The 26195-nt window shown below is 73.6% G+C and carries 10 protein-coding genes; 7 read left to right on the top strand and 3 right to left on the bottom strand.

The window, feature by feature from the left end; translation table 11 throughout:
* Positions 1–333 precede the first annotated feature (333 nt).
* Genes sbnA through rfbB form a run of 7 tightly spaced genes read left to right on the top strand, consistent with a single transcriptional unit; the run spans position 334 to position 23302 of the window.
* Complete coding sequence (gene sbnA, locus OG884_RS14435) at positions 334–1386, top strand: 2,3-diaminopropionate biosynthesis protein SbnA (RefSeq protein WP_326645855.1); 1053 nt, start codon at positions 334–336, stop codon at positions 1384–1386.
* Positions 1380–2408, top strand: coding sequence for a 2,3-diaminopropionate biosynthesis protein SbnB (gene sbnB, locus OG884_RS14430; RefSeq protein ID WP_326645854.1), 1029 nt, complete (start codon positions 1380–1382; stop codon positions 2406–2408). The genes sbnA and sbnB overlap by 7 nt, the downstream gene beginning before the upstream one ends.
* Before the next feature lie 8 nt (positions 2409–2416).
* The gene (locus OG884_RS14425; RefSeq protein WP_326645853.1) at positions 2417–2620 is read left to right on the top strand and encodes an MbtH family protein; all 204 of its coding nucleotides are present in this window, start codon (positions 2417–2419) and stop codon (positions 2618–2620) included.
* A gap of 34 nt (positions 2621–2654) precedes the next feature.
* Positions 2655–14216, top strand: coding sequence for a non-ribosomal peptide synthetase (locus OG884_RS14420; protein WP_326645852.1), 11562 nt, complete (start codon positions 2655–2657; stop codon positions 14214–14216).
* Positions 14206–21390 (top strand): non-ribosomal peptide synthetase, encoded by a 7185-nt coding sequence (locus tag OG884_RS14415; protein ID WP_326645851.1) that lies wholly within the window; start codon positions 14206–14208, stop codon positions 21388–21390. The genes OG884_RS14420 and OG884_RS14415 overlap by 11 nt, the downstream gene beginning before the upstream one ends.
* 3 nt (positions 21391–21393) lie before the next feature.
* Positions 21394–22317 carry an ornithine carbamoyltransferase gene (locus tag OG884_RS14410; protein WP_326645850.1) on the top strand — a complete coding sequence of 308 codons (924 nt, stop codon included), beginning with the start codon at positions 21394–21396 and terminating at the stop codon, positions 22315–22317.
* A gap of 46 nt (positions 22318–22363) precedes the next feature.
* Positions 22364–23302, top strand: coding sequence for a dTDP-glucose 4,6-dehydratase (gene rfbB, locus OG884_RS14405; RefSeq protein ID WP_326645848.1), 939 nt, complete (start codon positions 22364–22366; stop codon positions 23300–23302).
* A gap of 1 nt (position 23303) precedes the next feature.
* Here rfbB and OG884_RS14400 read toward each other — a convergent pair whose 3' ends face one another.
* The 3 genes from OG884_RS14400 to OG884_RS14390 all read right to left on the bottom strand — a co-directional run bounded on the left by OG884_RS14400 (position 23304) and on the right by OG884_RS14390 (position 26190).
* Entirely contained in the window at positions 23304–23987 is a 684-nt protein-coding gene (locus tag OG884_RS14400; protein WP_326645846.1) for a response regulator transcription factor, read from the bottom strand.
* On the bottom strand, positions 23984–25144 hold the full coding sequence (locus OG884_RS14395) for a sensor histidine kinase (RefSeq protein ID WP_326645844.1): 1161 nt from the start codon (positions 25142–25144) through the stop codon (positions 23984–23986). The genes OG884_RS14400 and OG884_RS14395 overlap by 4 nt, the downstream gene beginning before the upstream one ends.
* A gap of 80 nt (positions 25145–25224) precedes the next feature.
* Complete coding sequence (locus OG884_RS14390; RefSeq protein ID WP_326645843.1) at positions 25225–26190, bottom strand: hypothetical protein; 966 nt, start codon at positions 26188–26190, stop codon at positions 25225–25227.
* Between the last annotated feature and the right edge of the window lie 5 nt (positions 26191–26195).

The following is a 26195-nucleotide window of genomic DNA, read 5'->3' as shown; positions in this document are numbered from 1 at the left end:
CGACATTAATGCGCCGGGTGGCCCGTTCATTCGGTGAATACGGTGCGATAATTCGGCGGTGTCGAGACTTATCATGCACGGCTGGAGTTTTTGCGGCAACGACCATTTCCGCGGCCTGCGCTATTGACCCTGTCGAGGCGCCCTGGTTATGGTCGGGCCACGTTTTGGGGCCCGCTGCTGTGGACAGCCATTCGAGGTGGCCCGGTAAATATGTTCGGCGGGTTCCGGCGGGTTCCGGCGGGTGCCGCCGGAAACCCAGAAGAATGAAGCCATCAGGAAAGGTGTCAATGTCTCGCGGAGCATATCTTCTGAATTTCCTGACGGAGCGGAACGGTGAGCGCAGGATATGAGGCCGTCGACTGTGCGCCCCCCGGCCGGACGACTCCGGCGGTGAACGCGCGGGTCGGTGACGGCGTCCTCTCAGCGGTCGGTGCGACCCCCCTGGTGCGGCTGACCCGCCTCTTCGGGGACTCCCCGGTCCGGTTCCACGCCAAGCTGGAGTCGTTGAACCCGGGCGGCAGCATGAAGGACCGGTCCGCCATGGGCATGGTGCTGGGCGCGATCGAACGCGGCGAGCTCATCCCGAACCGGTCGACGATCGTCGAGTCGAGCTCGGGCAACCTCGGCATCGGGCTCGCGCAGGTGTGTCGCTGGTTCGGCCTCCGGTTCATCTGCGTGGCGGATCCGAAGATGACCGCCCAGAACCTGGCGATCCTGGCCGCGTACGGGGCGGAGCTGGACATCGTGCGCGAGCCCGACAACGAGATGGGCGACTTCCTGTCCGCCAGGATCCGGCGCGTCCGCGAACTCGTCCACGACATTCCCCACGCGTTCTGGCCCAACCAGTACGCCAACCCGCTCAACGCCCGCGCCCAGGAAACGATCATGCAGGAGGTCGTCCGGCAGCTCGACGGGGACGTCGACTACCTCTTCGTGGCCACCGGGACCTGCGGCACCATTCACGGGTGCGCCAGGTTCGTCGCGGACCACGGGCTGGGCACGCACATCGTCGCCGTCGACGCGGAGGGCAGCGCCATCTTCGGCGAGCCGTCCTGCCGACGGCTCATCCCGGGACACGGCGCGGCGATTCGTTCGGAGCTGTACTACGACGGCATCGCCCACTCCGTGGCCCGGATGACCGACCAGGACTGCGTGGTCGGCTGCCGGCGGCTGGTCGGCGTCGAGGCGATCCTGGGCGGTGGTTCCTCCGGCGCGGTGGTGAGCGCGGTCGCGCAGCGGCTCGCGGAGATCCCGGCCGGCGCCAACTGCGTCCTGCTGCTGCCCGACCGGGGCGAGCGGTACCTGGACACCATCTACTCCGACGTCTGGGTGGAGGAGAGGTTCGGCGACATCGCCCACCTCTGGAAGGAGCAAACGTCATGCTGATCCTCCGCAGGAGCGACGTGCTGGCGGTGCTGGACGACGCCGAGGACGCCGTCTGCCGGACCGTCAGGGACGCCTACCTGGCCCATTCGCGGCGGGAGACCTCGGTGCCGCACTCGGTCTTCCTGCGTTTCCCCGGCAACACGCGTGACCGGATCATCGCGCTGCCCGCCTACGTCGGAGGCGAGCGCCCGGTCGCGGCAGTCAAGTGGGTGGCGTCGTTCCCCGGAAACCTGGCCCTCGGGCTGGAGCGGGCGTCGGCCGCGATCCTGCTCAACTCCGTCACGGACGGACGGCCGGTGGCGCTGCTGGAGGGAGCGGTCGTCTCGGCCAGGCGCACCGCGGCCGGCGCGGCCGTGGCCGCGGCCACGCTCACCGCCGACGCTCCCGCCGACGTCCGGAGCGGGGTCGCGCTGATCGGCTGCGGGGTCATCAACTTCGAGATCCTCCGCTTCCTGCGGTCACAGCTCCCCGAGCTGGCGACGGTCACCGTGTTCGACCTCGACACCGAGCGCGCCCGGGCGTTCGCGTCCCGGGTGCCCGACCTGAAGGTCGAGATCGCCGGCGACGTCGAGGAGGCGCTGGCCGCGCACCGGATCGTCTCCCTCGCCACCACCGCCGGCGAGCCGCACCTGAGCACGGACTCCTGCCTGCCGGGCACCGTCGTGCTGCACGTGTCGCTGCGCGACCTGACCCCGGAGTCGATCCTGGCGGCCAGGAACGTGGTCGACGACACCGACCACGTCTGCCGCGAGGCGACCTCGCTCGACCTGGCCGCGCGGCTGGCCGGGAACCGGGGATTCGTCACCGCCGAGATCGGCGATCTGCTGGCCCCGGGCACCGCGCTGCCCTATGACGCCGGATCCGTGACGGTGTTCTCGCCTTTCGGGCTCGGCGCCCTCGACGCCGCCCTCGCCGCCCATGTCATGGACGAGGCCGCGGCGCGGGGGCTCGGGATCCACCTTCCCGACTTCTCCACGGACCCGGAGGCGGATCCGGGAGAAGTGGAACAACGCGACCGTTGAGGAGAGAGATGTCCGCGGACGAGAAGTACCTGGTCGTGGTCAACCACGAGGAGCAGTACTCGGTCTGGTTCGCCGACCGTGCGCTGCCCGCCGGTTGGCGGGCCGAGGGCGCCTCCGGGACCCGGCAGGAGTGCCTGGACCACATCGAGCGGGTCTGGACCGACATGCGCCCGCTCAGCCTGCGGCTGCGCATGGCCGACGAGGCTCGCTGACGATCCGCCGAGCCATCCCGAGGGGACGATGAGCATGCCTGACCAGACCGGTGTGGATCCCACCCCTTCGCGACGGCACGCGCCGCCAGCGGACCACCCTCCGGAGAGGGGCCGGGAGGCCGCGGCGGTGATGCCACCGGAGCCGTACCCCGCGCTTCCGGTGCATGAGCTGATCGCGGCACAGGCGGCCAGGACGCCGGACGCGGTGGCGGTCGAGTGCCGCGACCGGCGGCTCGGCTACGCGGAGCTCATGGCATTGGCCGGTGCCCTCGCCGGCCGCCTGCGGCGGCTCGGCGTGCGTTCCGGTGAACCGGTCGGCGTGGCCGTGCCGCGCGGCGTCGAACTCGTCGCGGCGCTGGTCGGTGTGCACCTGGCCGGGGCGGCCTACCTGCCGCTCGATCCCACCCATCCGGCGGACCGGCTCCGCTACGTGCTCGACGACGCCGGGGCGAGGGTGCTGGTCACCTCAGGCGCCGGCGGGGTGGACGCGGCCACCGTGGTGCGGATCGACGACCTCGCGGAGCCTGCTGTGTCGCCGGGGTCCCTGGGGTCTCTGGGGTCTCTGGGGTCTCTGGGGTCCGCGCGGTCCCCGGAACCCGCGCCGCGGGCGGTGGCGCCGGACGACCCGGCCTATCTCATCTACACCTCGGGGTCGACCGGACGGCCCAAAGGCGTGCTGGTCTCGCACCGGGCGCTCACCAACTTCCTGTGGTCCATGCGCGAGCGTCCTGGGCTGGCCCCCGGCACCGTCTTCCCGGCCGTGACCACCGTGTCGTTCGACATCGCGGCGCTGGAGTTGTTCCTGCCGCTCGTCGTCGGAGGGCGCGTGGTGGTCGCCGAGCCCGAGGACGCCCGCGACCCGGAGCGGCTCGCCGCCCTGCTGGTGAGGATCGGCGCGACCGTGATGCAGGCGACCCCGACGACCTGGCGGCTGCTGCTCGACGGCGGCTGGAGCCCGCCCGCCGGGTTCACCGCGCTCTGCGGCGGCGAGCGGCTGCCCGCCGAGCTCGCGCGCCGCCTGTGCGCGGCCGGCGCGCGGCTGTGGGACCTGTACGGGCCGACCGAGACGACCGTGTGGTCGTCGGTCGCGTTCCTGAAGGACGGCGAGGTGCGCGACTTCGCCCCGGTGGCCAACACGACGCTGCACGTCCTGGACGACGGACTGAACCCGGTGCCCACCGGGGCGAGCGGAGAGCTGTGCATCGGCGGCGACGGCGTCGCGGTCGGCTACCACCGCAGGCCGGCGCTGACCGCCGACAGGTTCGTCCCCGACCCCTACGGCACGGTGCCGGGTGGACGGCTGTACCGCACCGGCGATGTCGCCCGGCGGCACCCGGACGGCAGGATCGAGATCCTCGGCCGCACCGACGACCAGATCAAGATTCGCGGACACCGGGTCGAGCCGGGCGAGGTCGAGGGCGTGCTGGCGGCGCACGAGGGGGTGCGGTTCGCGGTGGTCCAGGCGATCGAGGCCGGTACCGGACCGCGCCTCGTCGCCCACGTTCAGCCGGTCGACCCGGCCGCGCCGCCCTCCGCGCGGGAACTGCACCTGCACTGCGCGCGGCTGCTCCCGCCGTACCTGATCCCGGCGGACTTCCTCGCGGTGGCGGAGTTCCCCACGACGCCCAACGGAAAGATCGACCGAGTGGCCCTGCGGGCGATGCCCGCCCCCGCGGTCACCGCGGGACGCGAGCCGGGGACGCCCGCGGGACGCGAGCCGGGGACGCCCGCGGAACGCGAGCCGGGGACGCCCGCGGAACGCGCGGTGGCGGCGGCGTTCGCGGAGGTGCTGGAGCGTCCGGTGGCCGACGCCGAGGCGGACTTCTTCGCCCTGGGCGGGCACTCGCTCTCGGCCAATCTCGTGCTCGGCCGCCTGCGCGCCGAACGGGGGGTCGAGCTGCCGGTCTCCGCGCTGTTCGAGGCCCGTACCGTCGAGCGTCTCGCCGCGCGGCTGGAGACCGCCGGCCGCGCCCTCCCACCGGTGCCGGTCGCGTCGCGGACCGGTCCCTCACCGCTCTCGTTCGCGCAGCGGCGGATGTGGTTCCTGCACCAGCTCGACCCGGAGGGCACCTCCTACCTGGAGCCCCTCGCGGTAAGGGTGCCGGGCCCGCTGAACCCCGACCGGCTGCGCGCCGCGCTGACCGGGCTCTTCGAACGTCACGAGATCCTGCGCACCCGCTACCCGGCCGAGGGCGACGGCGAGCCGGCGCAGGTCGTCGAGCCGGCCGGGCCGGTCCTGGCGCGGATCGAGGACGGCGACCCCCGGCAGGTGCTCGCCGAGGAGATGACCCGCCCCTTCGACCTGTCCGCGGCCCCGCCGGTCCGGGTCCGCGTGGTCCGCGGGCCCGGCGGCGAGCACACCGTGCTGTTCACGCTGCACCACATCGCGACCGACGACCGGTCGCACGAGGTGCTCGCCGGCGAGCTGGTCGCGGCACTGGAGGGCAGGCCGCTGCCGCCGCTCCCGGTCCAGTACGCCGACTACGCGATCTGGCAGCGCGACCGCATGGCGGGGTCCGCCGAGCTCGTCGAGCGGGAGCTGGGGTTCTGGCGGGAGCGGCTGGCCGGGATGGAGCCGACCGAGCTGCCGGCCGACCGGCCGCGCGCCGCGGTCCGCGACCCGAGGGCCGGTACGGTCAGGTTCGCCGTACCGCCGGAGACGGCGGCCCGCCTCGACGAGCTCGGCGGCGGCCACGGGGCGACGCCGTCCATCACGCTGCTGGCCGGCTTCCTCGCGATCCTGGCCCGCTACACCGGCCAGACCGACCTGGCCGTCGGCGTGCCGGTCTCCGCGCGGAACCGGCCCGAGCTGGACGATCTCGTCGGCCTCTTCGTCAACACCGTCGTGGTACGGGCGACTCTCGCCGACCGGGCCACCTTCACCGACCTGCTGGCGGAGGTCCGGGAGAGCGCCACGGCCGGATACGCGCACGCAGAGGTGCCGTTCGAGCTGGTCGTCGAGGAGCTCGCGCCGCAGCGCGACCTGTCCCGCAACCCGCTGTTCTCGATCATGTTCGCGACGCACGAGGCGGCGGCCCGCCCGCCCGGCGTGGAACCCCCCGACCTGCCGGGCGCCAAGTTCGATCTGGGCTGCCATCTGACGCGGCGGCCGGACGGCGGCCTGGACGGCCGGATCGAGTACGCGTCCGCGCTCTTCGACGCCTCGTCGGTGGCGGGCTTCGCCGGCCACTACGTGCGGCTGCTGCGGGCGGCCGTCGCGGCGCCGGACACACCCGTGCGGCGGCTGCCGCTGCTCACCGGCGCGGAGGCCGCGGCGCCCGTCCTGGTGGGCGAGCCGGTGCCGGACGACTCCGGCACCGTGCCGGAGCTGATCGCGGCCCGCGCGGCCGTCACCGAGGGGGTCGCCGTCACCGGCGGCGGAACCACCCTCACCTACCCCGAACTGAACCGCGAGGCCAACCGGCTGGCCGGCCACCTCCGCGCGCTCGGCGCCCGCCGCGGCACGCTCGTCGCGGTCCGGTTGCCGAGAACCGCCGACCTCGTCGTCGCGCTGCTGGCCGTGCTCAAATCCGGGGCGGCCTACATCCCGCTCGACCCCGCCCATCCGGCCGAGCGCCTGGCACAGGCGCTGGCGGACTCCGCCGCGCCGCTGTTGATCGCGACCGCCGACGCCGCTCCGCCGCTCCCCGCGGGAGTCCGGCTGGTGGCGCTGGACGACCCGGCCGAGCGGGCCGGGATACGGGCCTGCCCGCCGACCGCGCCGGACGTCCGGCCGCACCCGGACGACCTGGCGTACGTGGTCTACACCTCGGGATCCACCGGTCGCCCCAAGGGGGCCATGGTCACCCACGGCGGCCTGGCCGGCTACACCCGCTGGGCCTGTGCGGAACTGCGGCCGGGTGACGGTGTGGGATCGCCGCTGCACACCTCCATCGCCTACGACCTGGCCCTCACCTCGCTCTACCCGACGCTGGCCGCCGGAGCCCCGGTGCGGCTGGTGGACGAGGACCCGGCCGGCGTCGAGCAGCTGGCGCGGGCGCCGGCCGACGGCCCCTACGGCGTCGTCAAGCTGACCCCGACCCACCTGGACCTGCTGGCCGGGACGCTCCCCGCCGACGTGCTGGCCGGCACGGCCAGGTGCCTGGTGGTCGGCGGCGAGGAACTGCGCGGCGAGCAGCTCGCCGTGTGGTCCGCGCATGCCCCGGCGACCCGGATCGTCAACAGCTACGGTCCGAGCGAGACCGCCGTCGCCTGCTGCGTGCACGTCGTGCCCGCGGGTGAGACGGTGCCGGGTCCGGTCCCGATCGGCCGGCCGATCCCCGGCGCCACCGTCTGTCTGCTCGACGACGTCATGCGCGCGGTGCCGCCCGGCGTGGCCGGCGAGATCTACGTCGGCGGGCGCGGTGTCGGCCAGGGCTACCTCGGCAGCCCGCGCCTCACCGCGGACCGCTTCGTACCGGATCCGCACGCGACCGAGCCCGGAGCGCGCCTCTACCGGACCGGCGACCTCGCCCGGCAGCGACCCGACGGCACCCTGGTCTTCCTGGGCCGCGCGGACCAGCAGATCAAGATTCGCGGTTTCCGGGTCGAGCCCGGTGAGATCGAGGGCGTCCTGGCCGAGCATCCGGCCGTCCGCGCCGCCGCGGTGGTCGCCGACCGGTCCGACCCGGGCAACCCGAGGCTGGCCGCCCACATCCTCCCGGCGGGCCCCGGCGTGCCGCTCTCCGAGCTGCGGACCTACCTGGCCGAGCGGCTCCCCGGTCACCTGGTGCCCACCCTGTGGGGGACCCTCGCCGAGCTGCCGCTGCTCGGCAACGGCAAGCTCGACCGCCGGGCGCTGCCCGGCCTGGCCCCGCTGGGCGGCGCGGAGACCTACACCGCGCCCGCCACTCCGGCGGAGCGGGCGATCGCCGAGGTGTGGGCCGAGGTGCTCGGAGCCGGCCGGGTCGGCCGGCACGACCGCTTCTTCGACCTCGGCGGGCAGTCGCTGCTCGCCACCCGGGTGGCGGCCCGGCTGCGCGAGCGGTTCCCGGTGCCGGTCTCGGTGCGGGACGTGTTCGCCGCGCCGACCGTGGCCACCCTCGCGGACCTCGTCGCCGCCCGGGTGCGCGCCCAGACGGAGGAGATGTTCGGGGCGTCCGCCGGGGCGCGGCAGCCGGAGACGCCGCAGGCGACCACCCCCTCCTCACCTGTCACCCCCGCGGACAGGTCCGGCCCGCTGCCGCTCTCCTTCGCGCAGCGCGGCCTGTGGGTCCTGGACCAGTTGCGTCCGGGCGGGACGGAGTACCTCGTGGTGACCGCGCTGCGGCTGCGCGGAGAGCTCGACGTGGACGGGCTCGGGCGGGCACTGACCAGGGTGGCCGAGCGGCACGAGATCCTCCGCACCCGCTACGTCGCGGGCTCCGACGGCGAGCCCGTGCAGGTCGTCGACCCGCCGCCGCGGCTCCGCCCGGTCGCCGAGAACGCGGACCCGGCCACGGTCCTCGAAGCGGAACTGGCCACGCCGATCGACCTGGCGCGCGGTCCCGTCCTGCGCGTCCGGCTGGTGCGAGCCGGTACGGACGAGCACGTCCTGGTCCTGGTGACCCACCACATCGCCACCGACGGCTGGTCGAGCGGCATCCTCGCGACCGAGCTGGCGGACGCCTACCTGGGCCGGGACCTGCCGGAGCCGGCTCTGCAGTACGCCGACTTCGCCGCCTGGCAGCGCGAGCGGTTCGCCGGGCAGGCGCTGGACGGCGCACTGGCGCACTGGCGCGGCAGGCTCGCCGGTCTGGAGCCGACCGAACTGCCCACCGACCGGCCCCGTCCCCCGGTCGGCGACCATCGCGGGGCGGTCCTCCGCTTCGACGTGCCGCCCACGCTGGCCGGGGCGCTGGAGGAGCTCGGCAGGCGGGCCGGAGCCACCCCGTTCACGACCTACCTGGCGGGGTTCTACGCGCTGCTCGCCCGCCACACCGGGCGGAGGGACCTGGCGGTCGGCGTGCCGTTGTCCGGCCGCGACTCCGCCGAGGTCGAGGGGCTGATCGGCTTCTTCGTCAACACTGTCGTGATGCGCGCCGACCTCACCGGAGACCCGTCGTTCGGCACGCTGCTCGGCCGCGTCCAGGACGTCGTCGCCGAGGCGTACCAGCATGACGAGCTGCCGTTCGAGCGGCTGGTGGAGGAGCTGGCACCGAGCCGCGACCTGTCCCGGCACCCGCTGTTCCAGCTGCTCTTCGCGTTCCGGGAGGAGGGAGAGGAGCGGTTCCGGCTGCCGGGGCTGGACGTCTCGCCCGAGCCGGTGCCGTGGCGTACCGCGAAGTTCGACCTCACCGTGGAGCTGACCCGGCGTGCCGACGGCGGCCTGACCGGCGAGATCGAGTACGCGACCGCGCTCTTCGACCGGGCCACCGCCGACCGGCTCGCCCGCCACTACCTGACCCTGCTGGAGTCGGCGGCGGCCCGGCCGGACGGCGCGCTCGGGGAGCTGGAGCCGCTCGACGACGCGGAGCGGCACGCGCTCACCGCCGGCGCCGGTGGCCCCGTCCGGAGCAGGCCCGACCTCGGCCTGCCCGAACTGGTCGCCCGCCAGGCGGCCCTGGCCCCCGGCCGGGTCGCGGTGGAGTGCGACGGAGCCGCGCTCACCTACGGTGACCTGGACTCCGCCGCCAACCGGCTCGCCCACCACCTGCGGGCCGCCGGCATCCGCCGTGACGACGTCGTGGGCGTCTGCCTGCCCCGGCGACCGGAGCTGGTCGTGGCGCTGCTCGGGGTGCTGCGCGCCGGAGCGGCCTACCTCCCGCTCGACCCCGCCCACCCGGCCGACCGGCTGTCCTGGATGCTCCAGGACAGCCGGGTGCGGCTGGTCGTCGTCGACGCCGAGCCGTCTCCGGCGAGCGGCCACGGCACGCCGGTGCTGAGCCTGGCCGCCGAGCGGGCCGGCATCGACGGCAGCCCCGGCGAATCCGCACCGGTCGGCACCGACCTGGACGGGTTGGCGTACGTCATGTACACCTCCGGCTCCACCGGCCGGCCCAAGGGGGTGGCCGTACCGCACCGCGGCATCCGCAACCGGGTGCTGTGGACGGTCCACGAGCACGGGCTCGGCGCCTCGGACCGGCTCCTGCAGAAGACGTCGGTCACGTTCGACGCCTCCGTCTGGGAGTTCCTCGGGCCGCTGGTGTCCGGTGGCACCGTGGTGCTCCCGCCGGACGGGACCGAGCGCGACCCGGCGAGCATGGTCGAGGCGCTGGTCCGGGACCGGATCACCGTGCTTCAGGGCGTCCCCTCCTTCCTGCGGACGCTCGCCGACGAGCCGGGCCTGGAACGCTGCGGCACGCTCCGCCTGCTCTTCTCGGCCGGCGAGCCGCTGCCCGGCGAGCTCGCCGCCCGCCTGTCCACCCGGCTGGGGACGGCGCTGGTCAACACCTACGGCCCGACCGAATGCTCGATCGACGTGACCGCGTGGCAGTACGAGCCGGATGACGGATCCGGTGACGGGCCCGGCATCGTGCCGATCGGCAGGCCGCTGGACAACACCCGCACGGTCGTCTACACGCCGGACGGCAGGCTCGCCCCGGTCGGCACGCCGGGCGAGCTGCACGCCGCGGGGGACGGGCTGGCCCGCGGCTACCTCGGCAGGCCGGGACTGACCGCCGACCGGTTCGTACCCGACCCGTACGGGCCGCCGGGTGCCCGCGCCTACCGCACCGGCGACGTGGTGCGCCGCAGGACGGACGGCGCGCTGGAGTTCCTCGGCCGGGCCGACCGCCAGGTCAAGATCCGCGGTGTCCGGATCGAGCTGGACGAGGTCGAGGTCGTGCTGTCCCGGCATCCCGCGCTCGCCGCGGCCGTGGTCGAGGCCAGGCGGGGACCCGACGGCCTGCCCCGGCTGGTCGGCTACCTGGTGGCGCGGGGAGACGCGCCGGAGCAGCGGGAGATTCGCGAGTTCCTGCTCGCGCGGCTGCCCGAGCCGTACGTGCCCTCGGTGCTCCGCACCGTGGACCGCCTGCCGCGGACCTCCAGCGGCAAGATCGACCGAGCCGCGCTGCCCGACCCGGACGGCGTCCGGCAGGCCGGCCGGGCCGTCCCCGCAGCGCCGCGCACCCCGGCCGAGAAGATCGTGACGGATGTGATGGCCGAGGTGCTCGGGCTCGACGTGGTCGGGACGGGCGACGACTTCTTCGACCTGGGCGGCCACTCCCTGCTGGCGATCCGGATCGCGGCCCGGCTGCGGGCCGCGTTCGGCGTCGCCCTGCCGGTCCGCGCCGTGTTCGAGGACCGCACCGCCGCCGCGCTGGCGGCCAGGGTCGACGGCCTCGGCGTCCAGGCCGCCGGGGAGATCGTCCCGCTGGACGCGGAACGGCGGGCCGGACCGGTCCCGCTCTCCTTCGCCCAGCAGCGACTGTGGTTCCTCGATCTCCTCGACCAGGGCGGCCAGTATCACGTGACCTGGGCGTTCCGGCTGTCCGGGCAGCTGGACGACGACGCCCTGGCCGGCGCGCTGACCGGACTGTTCGCCCGGCACGGCGCCCTGCGCACCCGTTACGTGACCGGGCAGGACGGCGGCGCGGCCCAGATCGTGGATCCGGCCGCGCCCGTTCCGCTGCCGGTCATCGACCTGTCCGGAGCGGACTCAGAACGGGTGACCGCGCTCGTCCGCTCGCTCGCCGAGCGGCCCTTCGACCTGGCCGGGCAGGTGCCCGCGCTGCCCTACCTGATCAGGCTCGGCGCCCGGGAGCATGTGTTCCTGCTGGTCATGCACCACATCGTCGCCGACGCCTGGTCCGAGCAGATCATGGCGCGCGAGCTCTCCGAGCTCTACGAGGCCCGGGTGCAGGGCCGGCCGACGGTGCTCGGGCCACCCCCGCTGCAGTACGCCGACTACGCGTCCTGGCAGCGCTCCCAGCTGACCGGCGACGTGCTGGACCGTGAGCTGGCTCACTGGCGCGATCGGCTGGCCGGACTGCAGCCGCTGGAACTGCCCGCCGACCGGCCCCGGCCGCCGGTACGCCGGGGCCGCGGCGCGACCGTCACCTGCGACATCCCCGCCGAGGTCGCGCAGCCGCTGCTGGCGCTCGGCCGGCGGCATGGCGCGACCGCGTTCATGACCTTCCTGAGCGTGTTCGCCGCGATGCTCGGCCGCTACACCGGTGCCACCGACGTGGCGATCGGCACGGTCGTCGCCGGTCGTGGCCAGGCGGAACTGGACGATGTCGTCGGGTTCTTCGTCAACACCGTCGTGGTGCGGGTGGACCTGGCCGGCGATCCGACGGTGACGACCCTGATCGGCCGGGTCAGGGAGAGCGCGCTGGACGCCTTCAGCCACGACGAGTTGCCCTTCGACCGGTTGGTGGAGGGGCTGGCCCCGCAGCGGGACCTGTCCCGTTCCCCGCTGTGCGACGTCACGTTCGGGCTGCGCGAGCAGGCGCCTGAGCCGCCGCGCCTGACGGGGCTCGACGTGCGGCCGGTCGCCGTCGAGCGGGCCACGGCCAAGTTCGATCTCACCTTCGGCCTCGTCGCCGGCACCGATGGCGGCTATCTGGCCGAGCTGGAGTACGCGACGGACCTGTTCGCCGAGGCGACGATCCGCCGTCTCGCCGGACATTTCCGGACCCTGGTGGAGTCGGCGGCGCTGGCACCGGACCGGCCCGTCAGCCGCCTCGACATGCTGGACCCCGCCGAGCGCGGGCGGCTGCTGCGGGACTGGAACCCGCGGGCCACGCCGATCACGCACGAATCCCTGCACGAGGCGTTCGCCGCCCAGGCCGCCCGCACCCCGGACGCGCCCGCGGTCGAGTACGCCGGCGAGCGCCTGAGCTACGCCGAGCTGGACGGCCGGGCCGCCGCGCTGGCCAGGCGGCTGCACGCCGCGGGGGTGCGCCCCGAGGACCCGGTGGCCGTCTACCTGGACCGGTCACCGGCGGCGGTGACCGCGCTGCTGGCCGTGCTGCGGGCGGGCGGGGTGTACGTGCCGCTGGACACCGCGCAACCCGCCGAACGCCTGGCGGCGATGCTCGGCGACCTGCGGCCCGCGGTGGTGCTCACCGACCATCGGCCGAGTTCCCTCCCCGGCCCCCTCTCCGGCCCTCTCTCCGGCCCTCTCTCCGGCTCGGTCCCGATCCTCGTGGTCGGTGAGGCGGAAGACGCGCCACCCGGTGACCTCCCACTCGTCGACCTCCCACCCGGGGACCCCGGGCACGCCGCGTACATGATCTACACCTCGGGCTCGACCGGCCGGCCGAAGGCGGTCGTCGTCCCGCACGGCGCGTACACCCACCACTGCCGCGTCCACGCGGACGCGCACGACATCCGCCCCGGGGACAGGGTGCTGCTGCACGCGCCGCTCATCTTCGACCCGGCCATGGCGCAGATGGGCGCCACCCTGCTGGCGGGCGCCACCGTGGTGATCGGCGACACCGGCGTCGTCGCCCCCGCCGACCTGCCGGACCTGCTGGCCGAGACCGGGGTGACCCACGTCGCGCTCGCGGCCACCTACTACCGCGACGTGATGACCGGCATCCGGCCCGGCGACCCGAGGCCGGCCGCGCTGCGCGTGCTGGCCGTCGGCGGCGAGGCGGTCGGCTACCAGGACGCCCGGCTCTGGCTGGCCACAGGTCTGCCCGCCAGGTTCCTCTGCGTGTACGGCCCGACCGAGGCCACCATCGGCAGCCTGTGCCATTCCGTGACCCCGGCCGAGGTGGCCGCCGCCGCCCCGGACGCGGGCCTGCCGATCGGCCGCCCGCTGCCGGGCACCCGGGCCTACGTGGTGGACGCGGCGTTCAACCCGGTGCCCGTCGGCGTGGTCGGCGAGCTCTGCCTGGGCGGCCCGCGGGTCAGCCGGGGGTACCTGCGGCAGCCGGGGCCGACCGCTGATCGTTTCGTCCCCGACCCGTTCGGCGCGGAGCCCGGGGAACGGTTGTACCGGACAGGGGACCAGGTCAGGTACCGTCCCGACGGGGTGATCGAGTTCATCGGCCGGATCGACGCCCAGGTGAAACTGCGCGGGTTCCGGATCGAGCTCGGCGAGATCGAGACCGCGCTGGCCGCGCACCCCGGCGTCCAGGCCGCCGCCGCGGCGGTCTGGGAACTCGCGCCGGGCGACCGCCGGCTGGTGGGGTACATCGTGCCGACGTCCAGCTCCAGTTCCGGGTCCAGTTCCGGGTCCAGTTCCAGGTCCGGGTCCAGCTCCGGCTCCGGCGCCACGCCGTCGTCGCCGGAGCTCCGTGCCCACCTGCGCGACCGGGTGCCGGAGTACATGGTGCCCGCGCTGTTCGTGACGCTGGACGGGCTACCCGCGACCGCGGGCCAGAAGGTGGACCGCCGCGCGCTGCCGGTGCCCGACCCGGGCACCGCCCTCGCGCCGGAGGAGACGGTCCCGCCTGCCAACGAGGTGGAGGAGGCCATCGCCGCCGCCTGGGCCGAGGTGCTCGGCCTGCCCGCTGTCGGCGTGGCACACGACTTCTTCGAACTCGGTGGCCACTCGCTGCTCGCCACCCGCCTGATGGCCCTGCTGCGGGACCTGTTCGGACTGGAGATCCCGCTACGCGTCCTGTTCGAGGCCACCACCGTCCGCGCGCAGGCCACCGCGCTGGAAAGACTGGCCGAGGCCGCCGCCCCCACATCGTACGAGGGAAGAGACGATGAGCACTGACGTGACCAAGCCGGAGACGAGCGCGGGCGCCGGGCTGCTGAGGGATCGCCTGCGTTCCCGGCGTGCGGCGGGGCGGGAGGGCGCCATCCCGGTCATGCCCTCCGACGTTCCGCCGCCGCTCTCCTTCGCGCAGCGGCAGCTCTGGGTGCTGGACCGGCTCCGCCCGGGCGGCACCGACTACCTGGTGCCGCTGGTGATCCGGCTGCGCGGTGACCTCTCCGGCGTCGATCTGGGCGCGGCCCTCGACGAACTGGTACGTCGCCACGAGATCCTGCGCACCCGCTACACCACCGAAGGGCCCGACGCCGAACCGATCCAGACGATCGACCCGCCGGGCAAGGTGGATCTGGCCTTCGACGACCTCACCCCGGCCGAGTTCGACGCCCTCCTGGAAGCCGAGACCGGCACGCCGTTCGACCTCGCCGCGGGTCCGATGCTGCGCGCCAGGCTGGTACGGCTGGCACCCGAGGAACACGTACTGGTCCTCATGCTGCACCACATCGCCGTCGACGGCTGGTCGGGCGGCCTGCTGGTACGCGAGCTGGCCGCGCTGGCCACCGGCGAGGAACCGCCCGCGCCCGGGTTGCGGTACGCCGACTTCGCGGCCTGGCAGCGCGACCAGCTCTCCGGTGAACGGCTGGAACGCGACCTCGGCCACTGGGCGGAGACCCTCCGTGACCTGCCGGCGCTGGAACTGCCGACGGACCGGCCGCGCCCGGTGGTGTGGGACCCGGCGGGGGAGACCGTCCGGTTCGACCTCCCCGCCGAGATCGGGCATCAGGTCCGGGTGCTGGCCAGGGAGCACCAGGCCACGCCCTTCATGGTCTACCTGGCGGCGTTCTGGTCGCTGCTGCACCGGTACACCGGCCAGGCCGACTTCGCCGTCGGCAGCCCGGTGGCCGGCCGGACCCGCGCGCAGACGCACGACCTGATCGGCCTGTTCGCCAACCTGCTCGTGCTGCGAGCCGACCTGTCCGGCGACCCGACGTTCGCCGAGCTGCTCGATCGTGCCCGCGGTACGGCCCTTGACGCCTTCGCCCGCCAGGACGTCCCGTTCGAGCGCGTCGTCAACGCGCTGGCGGCCGGCCGGGACCTGTCCACCCACCCGCTGGTCAGCGTCAACCTGACCCTGCAGAACAACGAACCGCTGAGCTTCGAGGCCGGAGCGGTCTCCGGCGAGCTGGTCCCGGTCCTGGCGCGACAGGCCAAGTTCGACCTGAGCTGGACGCTGGAGGAGCGGCCGGACGGTTCGGTCGCGGGCGAGGCCACCGTCGCGCGCGCGCTGCTCGACCCGGACACGGCGCGGCGGATGGCCGGGCACTACGTCCGCCTGCTCGGCGCGGCCGTCGCCGACCCCGGGACGCGGGTGAGCGAGCTGCCGCTGATGGGTGCCGCGGAGCTCGATCGGCTGGTCCGCGGGCCGGTCGTCCCGCCGAGCTCAGAGACGACCGGCGAGCCCTGCCTGCATGAGCGCTTCGCCGCCCGGGTACGGGAGCGGCCCGGCGCGATCGCGGTGACCTTCGACGGCCGGCACCTGAGCTACGCCGACCTGGAGGCCAGGGCCAACCGGCTGGCGCACCGGCTGGCGGAACTCGGCGTGGGCCGCGAGGACCTCGTGGGGATCTGCCTGCCGCGCGGCGTCGACATGCTGGTCACCGTCCTCGCGGTGGTCAAGGCCGGGGCGGCCTACCTGCCGCTCGATCCGGATCACCCGGCCGAGCGGATCGACTTCCTGGTCCGTGACGCCGCCGCCTCCGTGGTGGTCACCGAGACCGCGCTGGCGGAACGGGTGTCCGGGCGCAGCCTGTATCTGGACGACGCCGATGAGATCGACCGCATCGCGGCGCTGCCCGCCGAGGCGCCCGCGCTCCGGACGCACCCCGACGATCTCGCCTACGTCATCTACACCTCCGGGTCCGCGGGCCGCCCCAAGGGTGTCCAGGTGACCCATGCCAACGCGGTCCGCCTGTTCACCGTGACCGAGGACGACTACGGCTTCGGCCCGGACGACGTCTGGGCGCTGTTCCACTCCTACGCCTTCGACTTCTCGGTCTGGGAGATGTGGGGCGCGTTCCTGTACGGCGGACGCCTCGTCGTCGTCCCCTACGAGGTGTCGCGCTCGCCCTGGGACCTGGCCGTGCTCCTCGCCGACGAGGGCGTGACCGTGCTCAACCAGACGCCGTCGGCGTTCCGCTCGCTGGTCGATCTGGCCAGGCGCGGTGAGGCCGCCCTCGACCGGCTCCGGCTCCGCCTGGTGATCTTCGGCGGGGAGGCGCTCGACGTCGGCATGCTGGAACCCTGGTGGGACAGGTACGGCGCCGACCGGCCGAGGCTCGTCAACATGTACGGCATCACCGAGACGACCGTGCACGTCACCTACCGGCCCCTCGGCCCGCCCGATCTGGCGGGGGAGCGCAGCCCGATCGGGCGGCCCCTCGGCGACCTCACCCTGCACGTGCTCGACGGGCGGATGCGTCCGGTGCCGGTCGGCGTGCCGGGCGAGCTCCACGTGGGCGGCGCCGGCGTCGCCCGCGGCTACCTCGGCCGTCCCGCGCTCACCGCGGACCGCTTCGTGCCCGATCCCTTCGGGCCGCCGGGCTCCCGGCTCTACCGCTCGGGAGACCGGGCGAGGTGGCGGCCGGACGGCGACATCGGCTTCCTCGGCCGCCTCGACGACCAGGTGAAGATCCGCGGGTTCCGGATCGAACTCGGTGAGGTCGAGGCGTGCCTGTCCGGCCATCCGGACCTGGACGACGCCGTCGTCACCGTGGACGAGAGCGTGCCCGGCGAGCGGAGGCTGATCGGCTACGCCGTACCCAGGGACAGTGCGCGGATCGGCGCGGCGGAGCTGCGCGCGTACGCGGTGGAGCGGCTGCCCGGCCACATGGTCCCGGCCGCCTTCGTGATCGTCCCGAAGCTGCCGCTGACCGCCAACGGCAAGGTCGACCTGCGGGCGCTGCCCGCCCCCGACGGCTCGCGGCAGGAGCAGGGCAACGGCTACGTCCCGCCGCGGACCGAGGCGGAGACGGCGATGGCCGGGATCTGGGCCGAGGTGCTCGGCATCGAGCGGGTCGGCGTGGACGACAACTTCTTCGAGCTCGGTGGCGACTCGATCCGCGCGGTCCGCCTCGTCGGGGCGCTGCGCGCCGGCGGCCTCGACTACTCCGTGCAGAGCCTGTTCCGGCATCAGAGCATCGCCGACCTGATCCTGGGGGGCGACGGCGACGTGACCCGCGTCGAGCGGGCCGGCACGCCGCCGTTCGCGCTGATCGGCGCGGCGGACCGGGCGAAGGTGCCGGCCGGAGTGGTGGACGCCTATCCGATGGCGCGGGTCCAGGCCGGCATGGTCTACGAGCTGCTGGCCGATCCGGACGGCAACCCGTATCACAACATCACCAGTTACCTGATCCGTGATCACGGCGTCTTCGACGCCGCGGCGTTCGCCGCCGCGACCGAAGAGGTCGTGGCCCGGCACGACATCCTGCGTACCTCGTTCGACCTGGCGGCCTTCTCCGAGCCGTTGCAGCTCGTGCACGACCGGGTGGAGGTCGAGGTCGGGTACGCGGACCTGCGCGGGGAGTCGCCGGACGAGCGGGAGGCGAGCATGACGGCGTTCCGGGCGGCGGAGCGCGCACGGCTCTTCGACCTCGGCGCGGCACCGCTGCTGCGCGTCCACGCGCACCAGGCCGGTGACGACCGGTGGTACCTCTCGCTCACCGAGTGCCACGCGATCCTGGACGGCTGGAGCCACAACTCGATCATCACGGAGGTGCTCGACCTCTACCGGGCGATCCGCGACGGCCGGCCCACGCCTGCCGAGGAGTCGAGCGCCGTCAGGTACGCCGACTTCATCGCGCAGGAGCGGCGCAGCCTGACCGGCCAGGCCGACCGGGTGTTCTGGCGGGACCGGCTGGGCGGCGCGAACCGGCTGACCATCCCCGCCGCCTGGGCCGACCCGGACGGCCCGGGGGCGTACTCGACGGTCGTGCCGTTCCACGACATCGAGGCCGCGCTGCGGCGGGTGGCCACGTCGGCGGGGACGTCGCTGAAGAGCGTGCTGCTCGCCGCGCACGTCGCCGTGTGGCGGGCGGTCGCCGGTCCGGGACCGTTCTACTGCGGCCTGGTGTGCAACGGCCGTACCGAGGTCGAGGGCGGGGACCGGGTCCGCGGCATGTTCCTCAACCCGGTGCCCTTCGTCGCCCCGACCGGGGCGGCCACCTGGCGTGAGCTGGTCGAGGCGGTGTTCGCCGAGGAGGTCGAGCTGTGGCCGCACCGCCGCTTCCCGCTGCCCGAGATGCAGCGCGAGTTCGGCGACGGGCAGCGCGTGCTCGACGTGGCTTTCAACTACCTCGACTTCCACGTACTGGACCGGGAGACGGTCGACACCTCCGGCAGCACGGACGTCAGCCCGAACGAGTTCCCGCTGGCGGTCATGAGGGGCGCCCAGGGGCTGGTGATCGCCACCAAGTCGTCGTGGGTCGGGCGCCCGTACGCCGAGCTGCTCGCCCGGATGTACCGGCGGGCGCTGACCCTGATGATCGCCGACCTCGACGGCGACGCCGGTGTGTCACTGCTCCCGGCGCGCGAGCGGGAACGGCTGCTGACCGGCGGGGTGGACCGGACCCGGGCGCCCCGGCCGCGCCGGGGTGTCCACGAGCTCTTCGCCGAGCAGGCCGCGCGGATCCCCGACGCGGTGGCGGTCGAGGCGGCGGGTGCCACGCTGACCTACCGGGAACTGCGCGACCGTGCCTGGCGCTGGGCGGCCGGCCTGCGGGAGGCGGGCGTGCGCGCCGGGGACCTGGTCGGGGTGTGCCTGCCCAGGGAACCCGACCTGGTGGCGGCCGTGCTCGGTGTCCTCGCCGTGGGCGCGGCGTACGTCCCCGTCGACCCCGGGCACCCGGCCGACCGGATCGCCGCGCTGGTGCGCGACGCCGGGCCGCGGGTCGTGGTGAGCGGCACCGAGATCGCCGGGGCCGTCGTGGTCACTCCCGGCCGGATCGATCACGCCGAGCCGGTCGCCGAGCCGCACCGGCCTGATCCGGAGGAGCTGGTCTACGTCGTGTACACCTCCGGGTCGACCGGCCGCCCCAAGGGGGTGATGGTCCGGCACGGCGCGCTCGCCGACCGGGTCTGGTCGATGTGGCGGAACCTCGGCCTGGCCGTCCACGACGTGGCGGCCGCGGTCGTGCCGATGGTGACCGACGTGTGCCAGCTCGCCGTCTTCACCACCCTCGCCAACGGCGGCCACCTGGTTCTGGCCGGTGAGGACCTCGGCCGGGACCCGGTCTCGCTCGCCGGGCTGCTGCGCGGCAGCGGCGCCAGGTTCCTGCAGGCCTCGCCCACCACCTGGCGGATGCTGACCGAGTCGGGCTGGTCCCCGCACGCCGGATTCCGGCTGCTGTCCGGGGGCGAGGCGATGAGCGCCGACCTGATGACCCGGCTGCGCGCCACCGATGCCCAGGTCTGGGACATGTACGGCCCGAGCGAGGCGACCGTCTTCGCCTTCGGTACCCGGATGACCGATGACGAGCCCGTCTGGGTGCCGGCCGCCGACACCACCGTGTACCTGCTCGACCGGGACCTGGAACCGGTGCTCGACGGGGTGGCCGGAGAGATCTTCGTCGGTGGCGACGGGCTGGCCCGAGGTTATCTCGGCAGGCCCGCCACCACCGCGGACGTGTTCCTGCCCGACCCGTTCGCCGCCGAGCCGGGCGGCAGGATGTACGCCACCGGCGACATCGGCAGGCGCGACCGCGGCGGCCGGATCGAGATCCTCGGCCGGCGCGACCACCAGCTCAAGATCCGCGGGTTCCGGGTCGAGCCCGGCGAGGTGGAGAACATCCTCGCCGGCCACCCGGACGTCCGGGCCGTGGTGGTGCACCCGGTCCCCGGGCCGCAGGGCGATCGGCGGCTCGCCGCCTACCTGATCCTCCGCGACGGCGCCGCCGTCGAGGAGGTGCGCCGCCACGCCGACCGGGTGCTGCCCGGGTACATGGTGCCGACCCACTTCGTGGTCCTGGGGTCCTTCCCCCGCCTGGCCAACGGCAAGGTCGACCGGGCCGCGCTGCCCGTGCCCGGTTCCGACCGGCCGAAGGTGACCACGCGGTACGAGCCGCCGGACGGCCCGGTCGAGACGGCGATCGCCGAGGTGTGGGCCGACGCGCTGGGCGTCGAGCGGGTGGGCCGCGACGACGACTACTTCAAGCTGGGCGGCCACTCGCTCCTCATGCTCCGGATCGTCGCCCGGCTGGCCAGGGAGCACCGCGTCGAGGTGACCTTCCGCGACTTCCTGGAACACCGCACGGTACGCGGTCTGGCGGCCGCCGCCGCGACGGAGCGGGAGAGGCCGTCGGTGCTGCTCTGGCTCAACGACCGGGGCGAGGGCACGCCGCTGTTCTGCGTCCACCCCGGTGGCGGGAGCGCCCACTGGTACCGGCATCTCGCCGACGTGTACGCGCCGGAACGACCCCTGGCGGCCTTCGAGTGGCCCGGATTGCACGGCGACCACGGTCACGCCACGAGCGTGCCGGAGATCGCGGCCACCTACCTGGCGGAACTGCGGGCGGCACGGCCACAGGGCCCGTACCACATCCTCGGCTGGTGCGCCTCCAGCGGTATCGCCTGGGAGATGGCCCGCCGGCTCCACGAGATCGGTGAACGGCCCCGGCTGATCCTGATCGACCCGTTCGAATACGCCTCGGCCGGGGTCAACCCGCTCCTGGCCAACCTGGAGGTGCTGCGCCGGGCCGAGGGGCTTCTCGCGGACCTTCGGGACGGTGCGGGCGGCGAGGAGGCGCGCGCCGAGATCATGGGCGTGCTGCGCGAGGTGATCGACGACGGCGACCTGCTGGTCGACGGTGCGGACCTCGACCTCGGCGAGGGCTGGACGCACTGGCTGCGCTCCTGGCGGGAGATGCTGGAGGCCCGCTCCCGCTACCGTTTCGCCGCCTATCCGGGCACGGTCGACCTGATCGTTTGCGAGGAGCTCGCCGCGGGCGGCTACCAGACCATTCTCGGCCGGTCGTTCGACGACTACCTGGACCAGTGGCGGCGGCAGGCCGCGGGGGTGCGTGTCCACCGCGTCCCCGGCGACCACCGGACGGCACTCTTCCCACCGCAGGTGTCCATCCTGGCGGCCGCTCTGACCGCGGTCATCGACAACCCCGAGGAGTGAGTCATGGTCGGTTCCCGTGATGTGATCTCGCTGCGCGACCTCAAGGACGACGACATCGAGTCGATCGTCCGGCGCGGTGTCGACCTCGCCGCGGCCCCGGAGGCGCACGACGCCCCGCTGCGCGGCCGGATCGTCGGCGTCTACTTCAGCAAGACCTCCACCCGTACCCGGACCTCCTTCACCACCGGCGCGCTGCGACTCGGCGCGCAGGTGATCACCTACGGGCCCGGCGACCTGCAGCTCAACACCGGTGAGACGCTGGAGGACACCGCGAGGGTGCTCGGCGGCATGCTGGACGGCCTGGTCATCCGTACCGCCGGGCCGCAGCGGGAGATGCGGACGTTCGCCGAGCACTGCCCCGCCGTCGTCAACGCGATGAGCGCCGAGGAGCACCCCACGCAGGCCCTGGCCGACCTCACCACGATGTCGGCCAGGTTCGGCCGTCTCAAGGGTCTGCGCGTGCTCTACGTCGGTGAGGGCAACAACACCGCGGTCGCGCTCGCCTTCGCGCTCTCCAGGTTCCCCAGCGTCGAGCTGGAGTTCCGCACTCCCCGCGGGTACGGCCTCACGCCGGACGTGCTCGCGGAGGCGGCCGCGCTGGCCGCGCGATCCGGCGGCAGTGTCCGCGAGAGCCACGACATGCTGTCGCTGCCCGCCCAGGTCGACGTCGTCTACACCACCCGCTGGCAGACCACCGGGACCAGCAAACCCGACCTGCGATGGCGGCAGATATTCGCACCGTTTCAGGTGGACGTATCCCTCATGTCCCGTTACCCGGACGCCTGCTTCATGCACGACCTGCCGGCGCATCGCGGCGAGGAGGTGACCGCCGAGGTGCTGGACGGCCCGTCGAGCATCGCCTTCGAACAGGCGCGTAACAAGCTCCACAGCGCCATGGCAGTGCTGGAATGGTGCCTGGCCCGGTAGCGCGTGTCGCCTGCGCTCTACCCAGACAGAAAGGTGTGTCTCACTCATGAGAATCCTCGTCACCGGCGGTGCCGGGTTCATCGGGTCCCATTTCGTGCGCACCACCCGGGATGCCCGGATCACCGTGCTCGACCGGCTCACGTACGCCGCGGACCCCACCAACCTGGAAGGGGTGCCGCACGACTTCGTCCAGGGCGACATCTGCGACGCCGAGCTGCTCGGCCGGGTGGTCCCCGGCCATGACGTCGTGATCAACTTCGCGGCCGAGTCGCACGTCGACCGGTCGATCGAGGGGGCCGGCGAGTTCGTCCGCACCAACGTGCTCGGCACCCAGACGCTGATGCAGGCCTGCCTGGACGCCGGTACGCCGAGGGTCGTCCAGGTCTCGACGGACGAGGTGTACGGGTCGATCGAGACGGGCTCCTGGGACGAGGACGCCCCGCTCCGCCCACGCTCGCCGTACGCGGCGGCCAAGGCGGGCGGCGACATGATCGCCCGCGCCTACGCGATCACGCACGGGCTGCCGGTGTCGATCACCCGGTGCGGCAACAACTACGGGCCGTACCAGTTCCCGGAGAAGGTCATCCCGCTCTTCGTCACCAACCTGCTGGAGGGCGGGAAGGTTCCGCTGTACGGCGACGGCGGCAACATCCGAGACTGGATCCACGTCGACGACCACTGCCGGGGCATCCGCCTGGTCGCCGAACAGGGCGAGCCCGGCGAGGTCTACCACATCGCGGGCACCGCCGAGCTGACCAACCTGGAACTCACCCAGCGGCTGCTGGACGCGCTGGAGGCCGACTGGACCATGGTCGAGCGGGTGACCGACCGCAAGGGTCACGACCGCCGCTACTCGCTCGACGACGCGAAGCTGCGCGCTCTCGGCTACCGGCCGCTGACCGCGTTCGAGGACGGCCTGGCGGAGACCGTCCGCTGGTACGCCGACAACCCCTCCTGGTGGAAGTCCAAGCGCGCCGCAGGCTGAGTCACCGCGGGTCGTCGAGCAGGCCCGCGTCGTGGACGAGCAGCGCGATCTGGACCCGGTTGTTGAGGTCGAACTTGGTGAGGACGCTGGACACGTGCGTCTTCACCGTGGCCAGGCTGAGGTGGAGCATGGCGCCGATCTCGGCGTTGGACCTGCCCTGTCCGACCGCGATCGCCACCTCGCGTTCCCGGCCGGCCAGCCGGGCCAGCCGCTCCCGCGCCCGGGTGCGGCGCTCGTTCTCGCCGTCGTCGGCGACCCGGGCGATGAGGCGCCGCGTCACGGCGGGGGAGAGCACCGGGTTGCCCAGGGTGACCTGGCGCACCGCGGCCACGATCTCCGCGGGCGGGGTGTCCTTGAGCAGGTAGCCGGCCGCTCCCGCGCGCAGCGCGCGCAGGACATGGTCGTCGGCGTCGAAGGTGGTCATCACGATGACCTCCGGGGCGCCGGGGCGGGCGCGGAGCTCCCTGGTCGCGGTCAGCCCGTCCATGACGGGCATCCGGATGTCCATCAGGACGACGTCGGGGCGATGCCGGGCGGCCAGCGAGAGCGCCTCACTCCCGTCGCCCGCCTCCGCGACGATGTTGAGGTCGGGCGCGCCGCCCAGCATCATCACCAGCCCGGCGCGTACCAGGGGGTCGTCGTCGACGATGAGCACGCCGACCTGCCGTGGCTGCTGGGAGGTCATACCGGCCAGGGTAGCCAGGACGACAGGCGCCAGCCACCTTCGGCGGTGGGCCCGTGCTCCAGCCGCCCGCCGATCAGGGCGACACGTTCGGCCAGCCCGACCAGCCCCTGCCCTGAGCCCTCGCCGGGCGCGGGGGAGGGAGCGGGGGCGGCCGAGGGAGGGGTGACGGGCGCGGAGTTGCGCACCTCGATCGAGAGCCACTGGCCGGGTGTCCCCGTGGTGTGCACCCACACCTCCGCTCCGGGAGCGTGCTTGCGGGCGTTGGTGAGGGCCTCCTGCACGATCCGGTAGGCGGTGCCGGCGCTCCGGCCGGGAACGGTCCCGGGAACCTCCTGGGTGAGGTTCACCCGCATCCCGGCCCGCCGGGACTCGGCGGCGAGCTCCTCGACGTCGGCCAGGGACGGCTGCGACAGCTCGCCGACCGGGGCCCGCAGCACGCCGATGGCCTCCCGCAGGTCCTGCAGCGCCTGATGGGCGCTCTGCCTGATCACCTTGGCCGCGCGGGCGATGTCCTCCGAGGGGGCGTCCGGCCGGAACTCCAGCGCGCCCGCGTGCACGCTCAGCAGGGACAGCCGGTGCCCGAGGACGTCGTGGATCTCCCTGGCGATCGCCTCGCGGGCACGCTGCTGGGCCTCGGCCTCGGCCCTGGCGGCGCTCTCCCGCAGCGACAGCAGGAGCCGGCGCCGGTGGTGCACGAAAAGGCCCCAGCCGGTGGCGGAGCCCTGGGTCGCGACCCCCAGCAGGAACAGCAGCTCGCGCGACGTGCCGACCTCCTGCCTGATCACGGCGTAGACCAGCGCGGCGAGCAGGCTCAACGCGAAGACGGCGATCGTGGTCCGCGCCGCCCGGTGCACCGCCACCGTGAACAGTGCCACCAGCATCGCGCCCGCGACCAGCTCGGAGAAGGCCGACAGGACGACGAGGGTCAGGGCCAGCTCGACCGGATGGCGCCGCCGCAGCCACAGCGCGGCACAGCCCAGCACGCCGATCACCTGGTCGAGCTGGAACACCCAGGGCAACACGTCCGGGGTGGGCATCTGAAGACGCTCGGCGGCCGCCACGATTCCGAAGGCCGCCGCGAAGAGGAACAGGCCGATGTCCACGAGCCAGTCGCGTACGCTGCGCCGGGACGCGGGCGGCACGGCGAATTCATCCATCCCGGGTAAGTCTAGGACGCGGCACGGGGGCCTGGCGGCGGTGCGGCTTCCGGCACCGCCGCTGGCCGGGGCATTTCGCCTCATTCGTAGCCGTACTGCTCCAGCAGGTCACCGAACTGCTCGTTGAACCTGGCCAGGTTGCGCGCGGTGAACCGCTCCTGCCAGCCGCCGCTGCGGCCCTTGTAGAAGCTCCACGAGTCGGGGTTGTAGACCCGGCCCGCGACCTCCTCCGCGTCCCGGTCGGAGCCGAGATGGCGCAGCACCCGGTTCACCGCGTCGAGCTGCCGCTCGCGGGAGCCGCCCCCCTGCGGCCCGACCAGGTCCTCGTACCGCACCTTGCAGACCTTCGGGTGATTGAGCAGCCAGAGCGCCTTCTCGAACTGGTCCCGGCCGAGGAACGACCGGTCCCGCAACGCGTAGTCGATCTTCTCTTCCCAGGTGGGCTTGCCGGCCAGGATCGCGCTGAAGATGTCGGCCTCGAAGAAGTTGCCGTACCCCTCCCTGGTCCGCCCCTCCAGAAAGTTGATCATGGAGACGACGGCGTCACGCGGGTCACGGTAGTTGAAGATGAGCGGCGGGCTCGCGGTCTCCACCCACTCGCTCAGGAAGGTGCCGTCCACCCGCTCGATGTCCAGCTCGTGGAAGATCCAGCACAGGCCGGGCGGGGTGTCGGCGAACCGGCTGTAGGACAGGTGCGGGTTGGTGGCGAGCCCTTCGGCGTACTCGTACCTGGTGCGCCCGTACCGGTTGACCACCCGCTGGCCGAGCTGGCGCTGCCAGTGCCAGACCATCGTCCCCCAGAGCTCCTGGGCGCGCTCGGCGAACGCCTCGGTGCCCCGCAGCTCGACGAACTCGTCGTAGTCGAGCTTGGAGAGAACCTGCGCCGCGATGGCCATGCTCTGCTCCTCGTCGAACACGGGCACGGTGTGCGGCGCGGGCCGGGGCACACCGACCATCTTGAAACCCAGCTCCAGCATGAGTTCCTGCATCAGGTGGGTCCCGCTCTTCTGGAGCGAGATCACCATCGCGCGCGGTTCTCGGGTCATGTGTG

It is taken from the genome of Streptosporangium sp. NBC_01755 (genome assembly GCF_035917995.1).
In the GTDB taxonomy this organism is placed as follows: domain Bacteria; phylum Actinomycetota; class Actinomycetes; order Streptosporangiales; family Streptosporangiaceae; genus Streptosporangium.
Note: the sequence above shows the minus strand (reverse complement) of the source record. Positions and strands in the feature narration are given on the sequence as shown.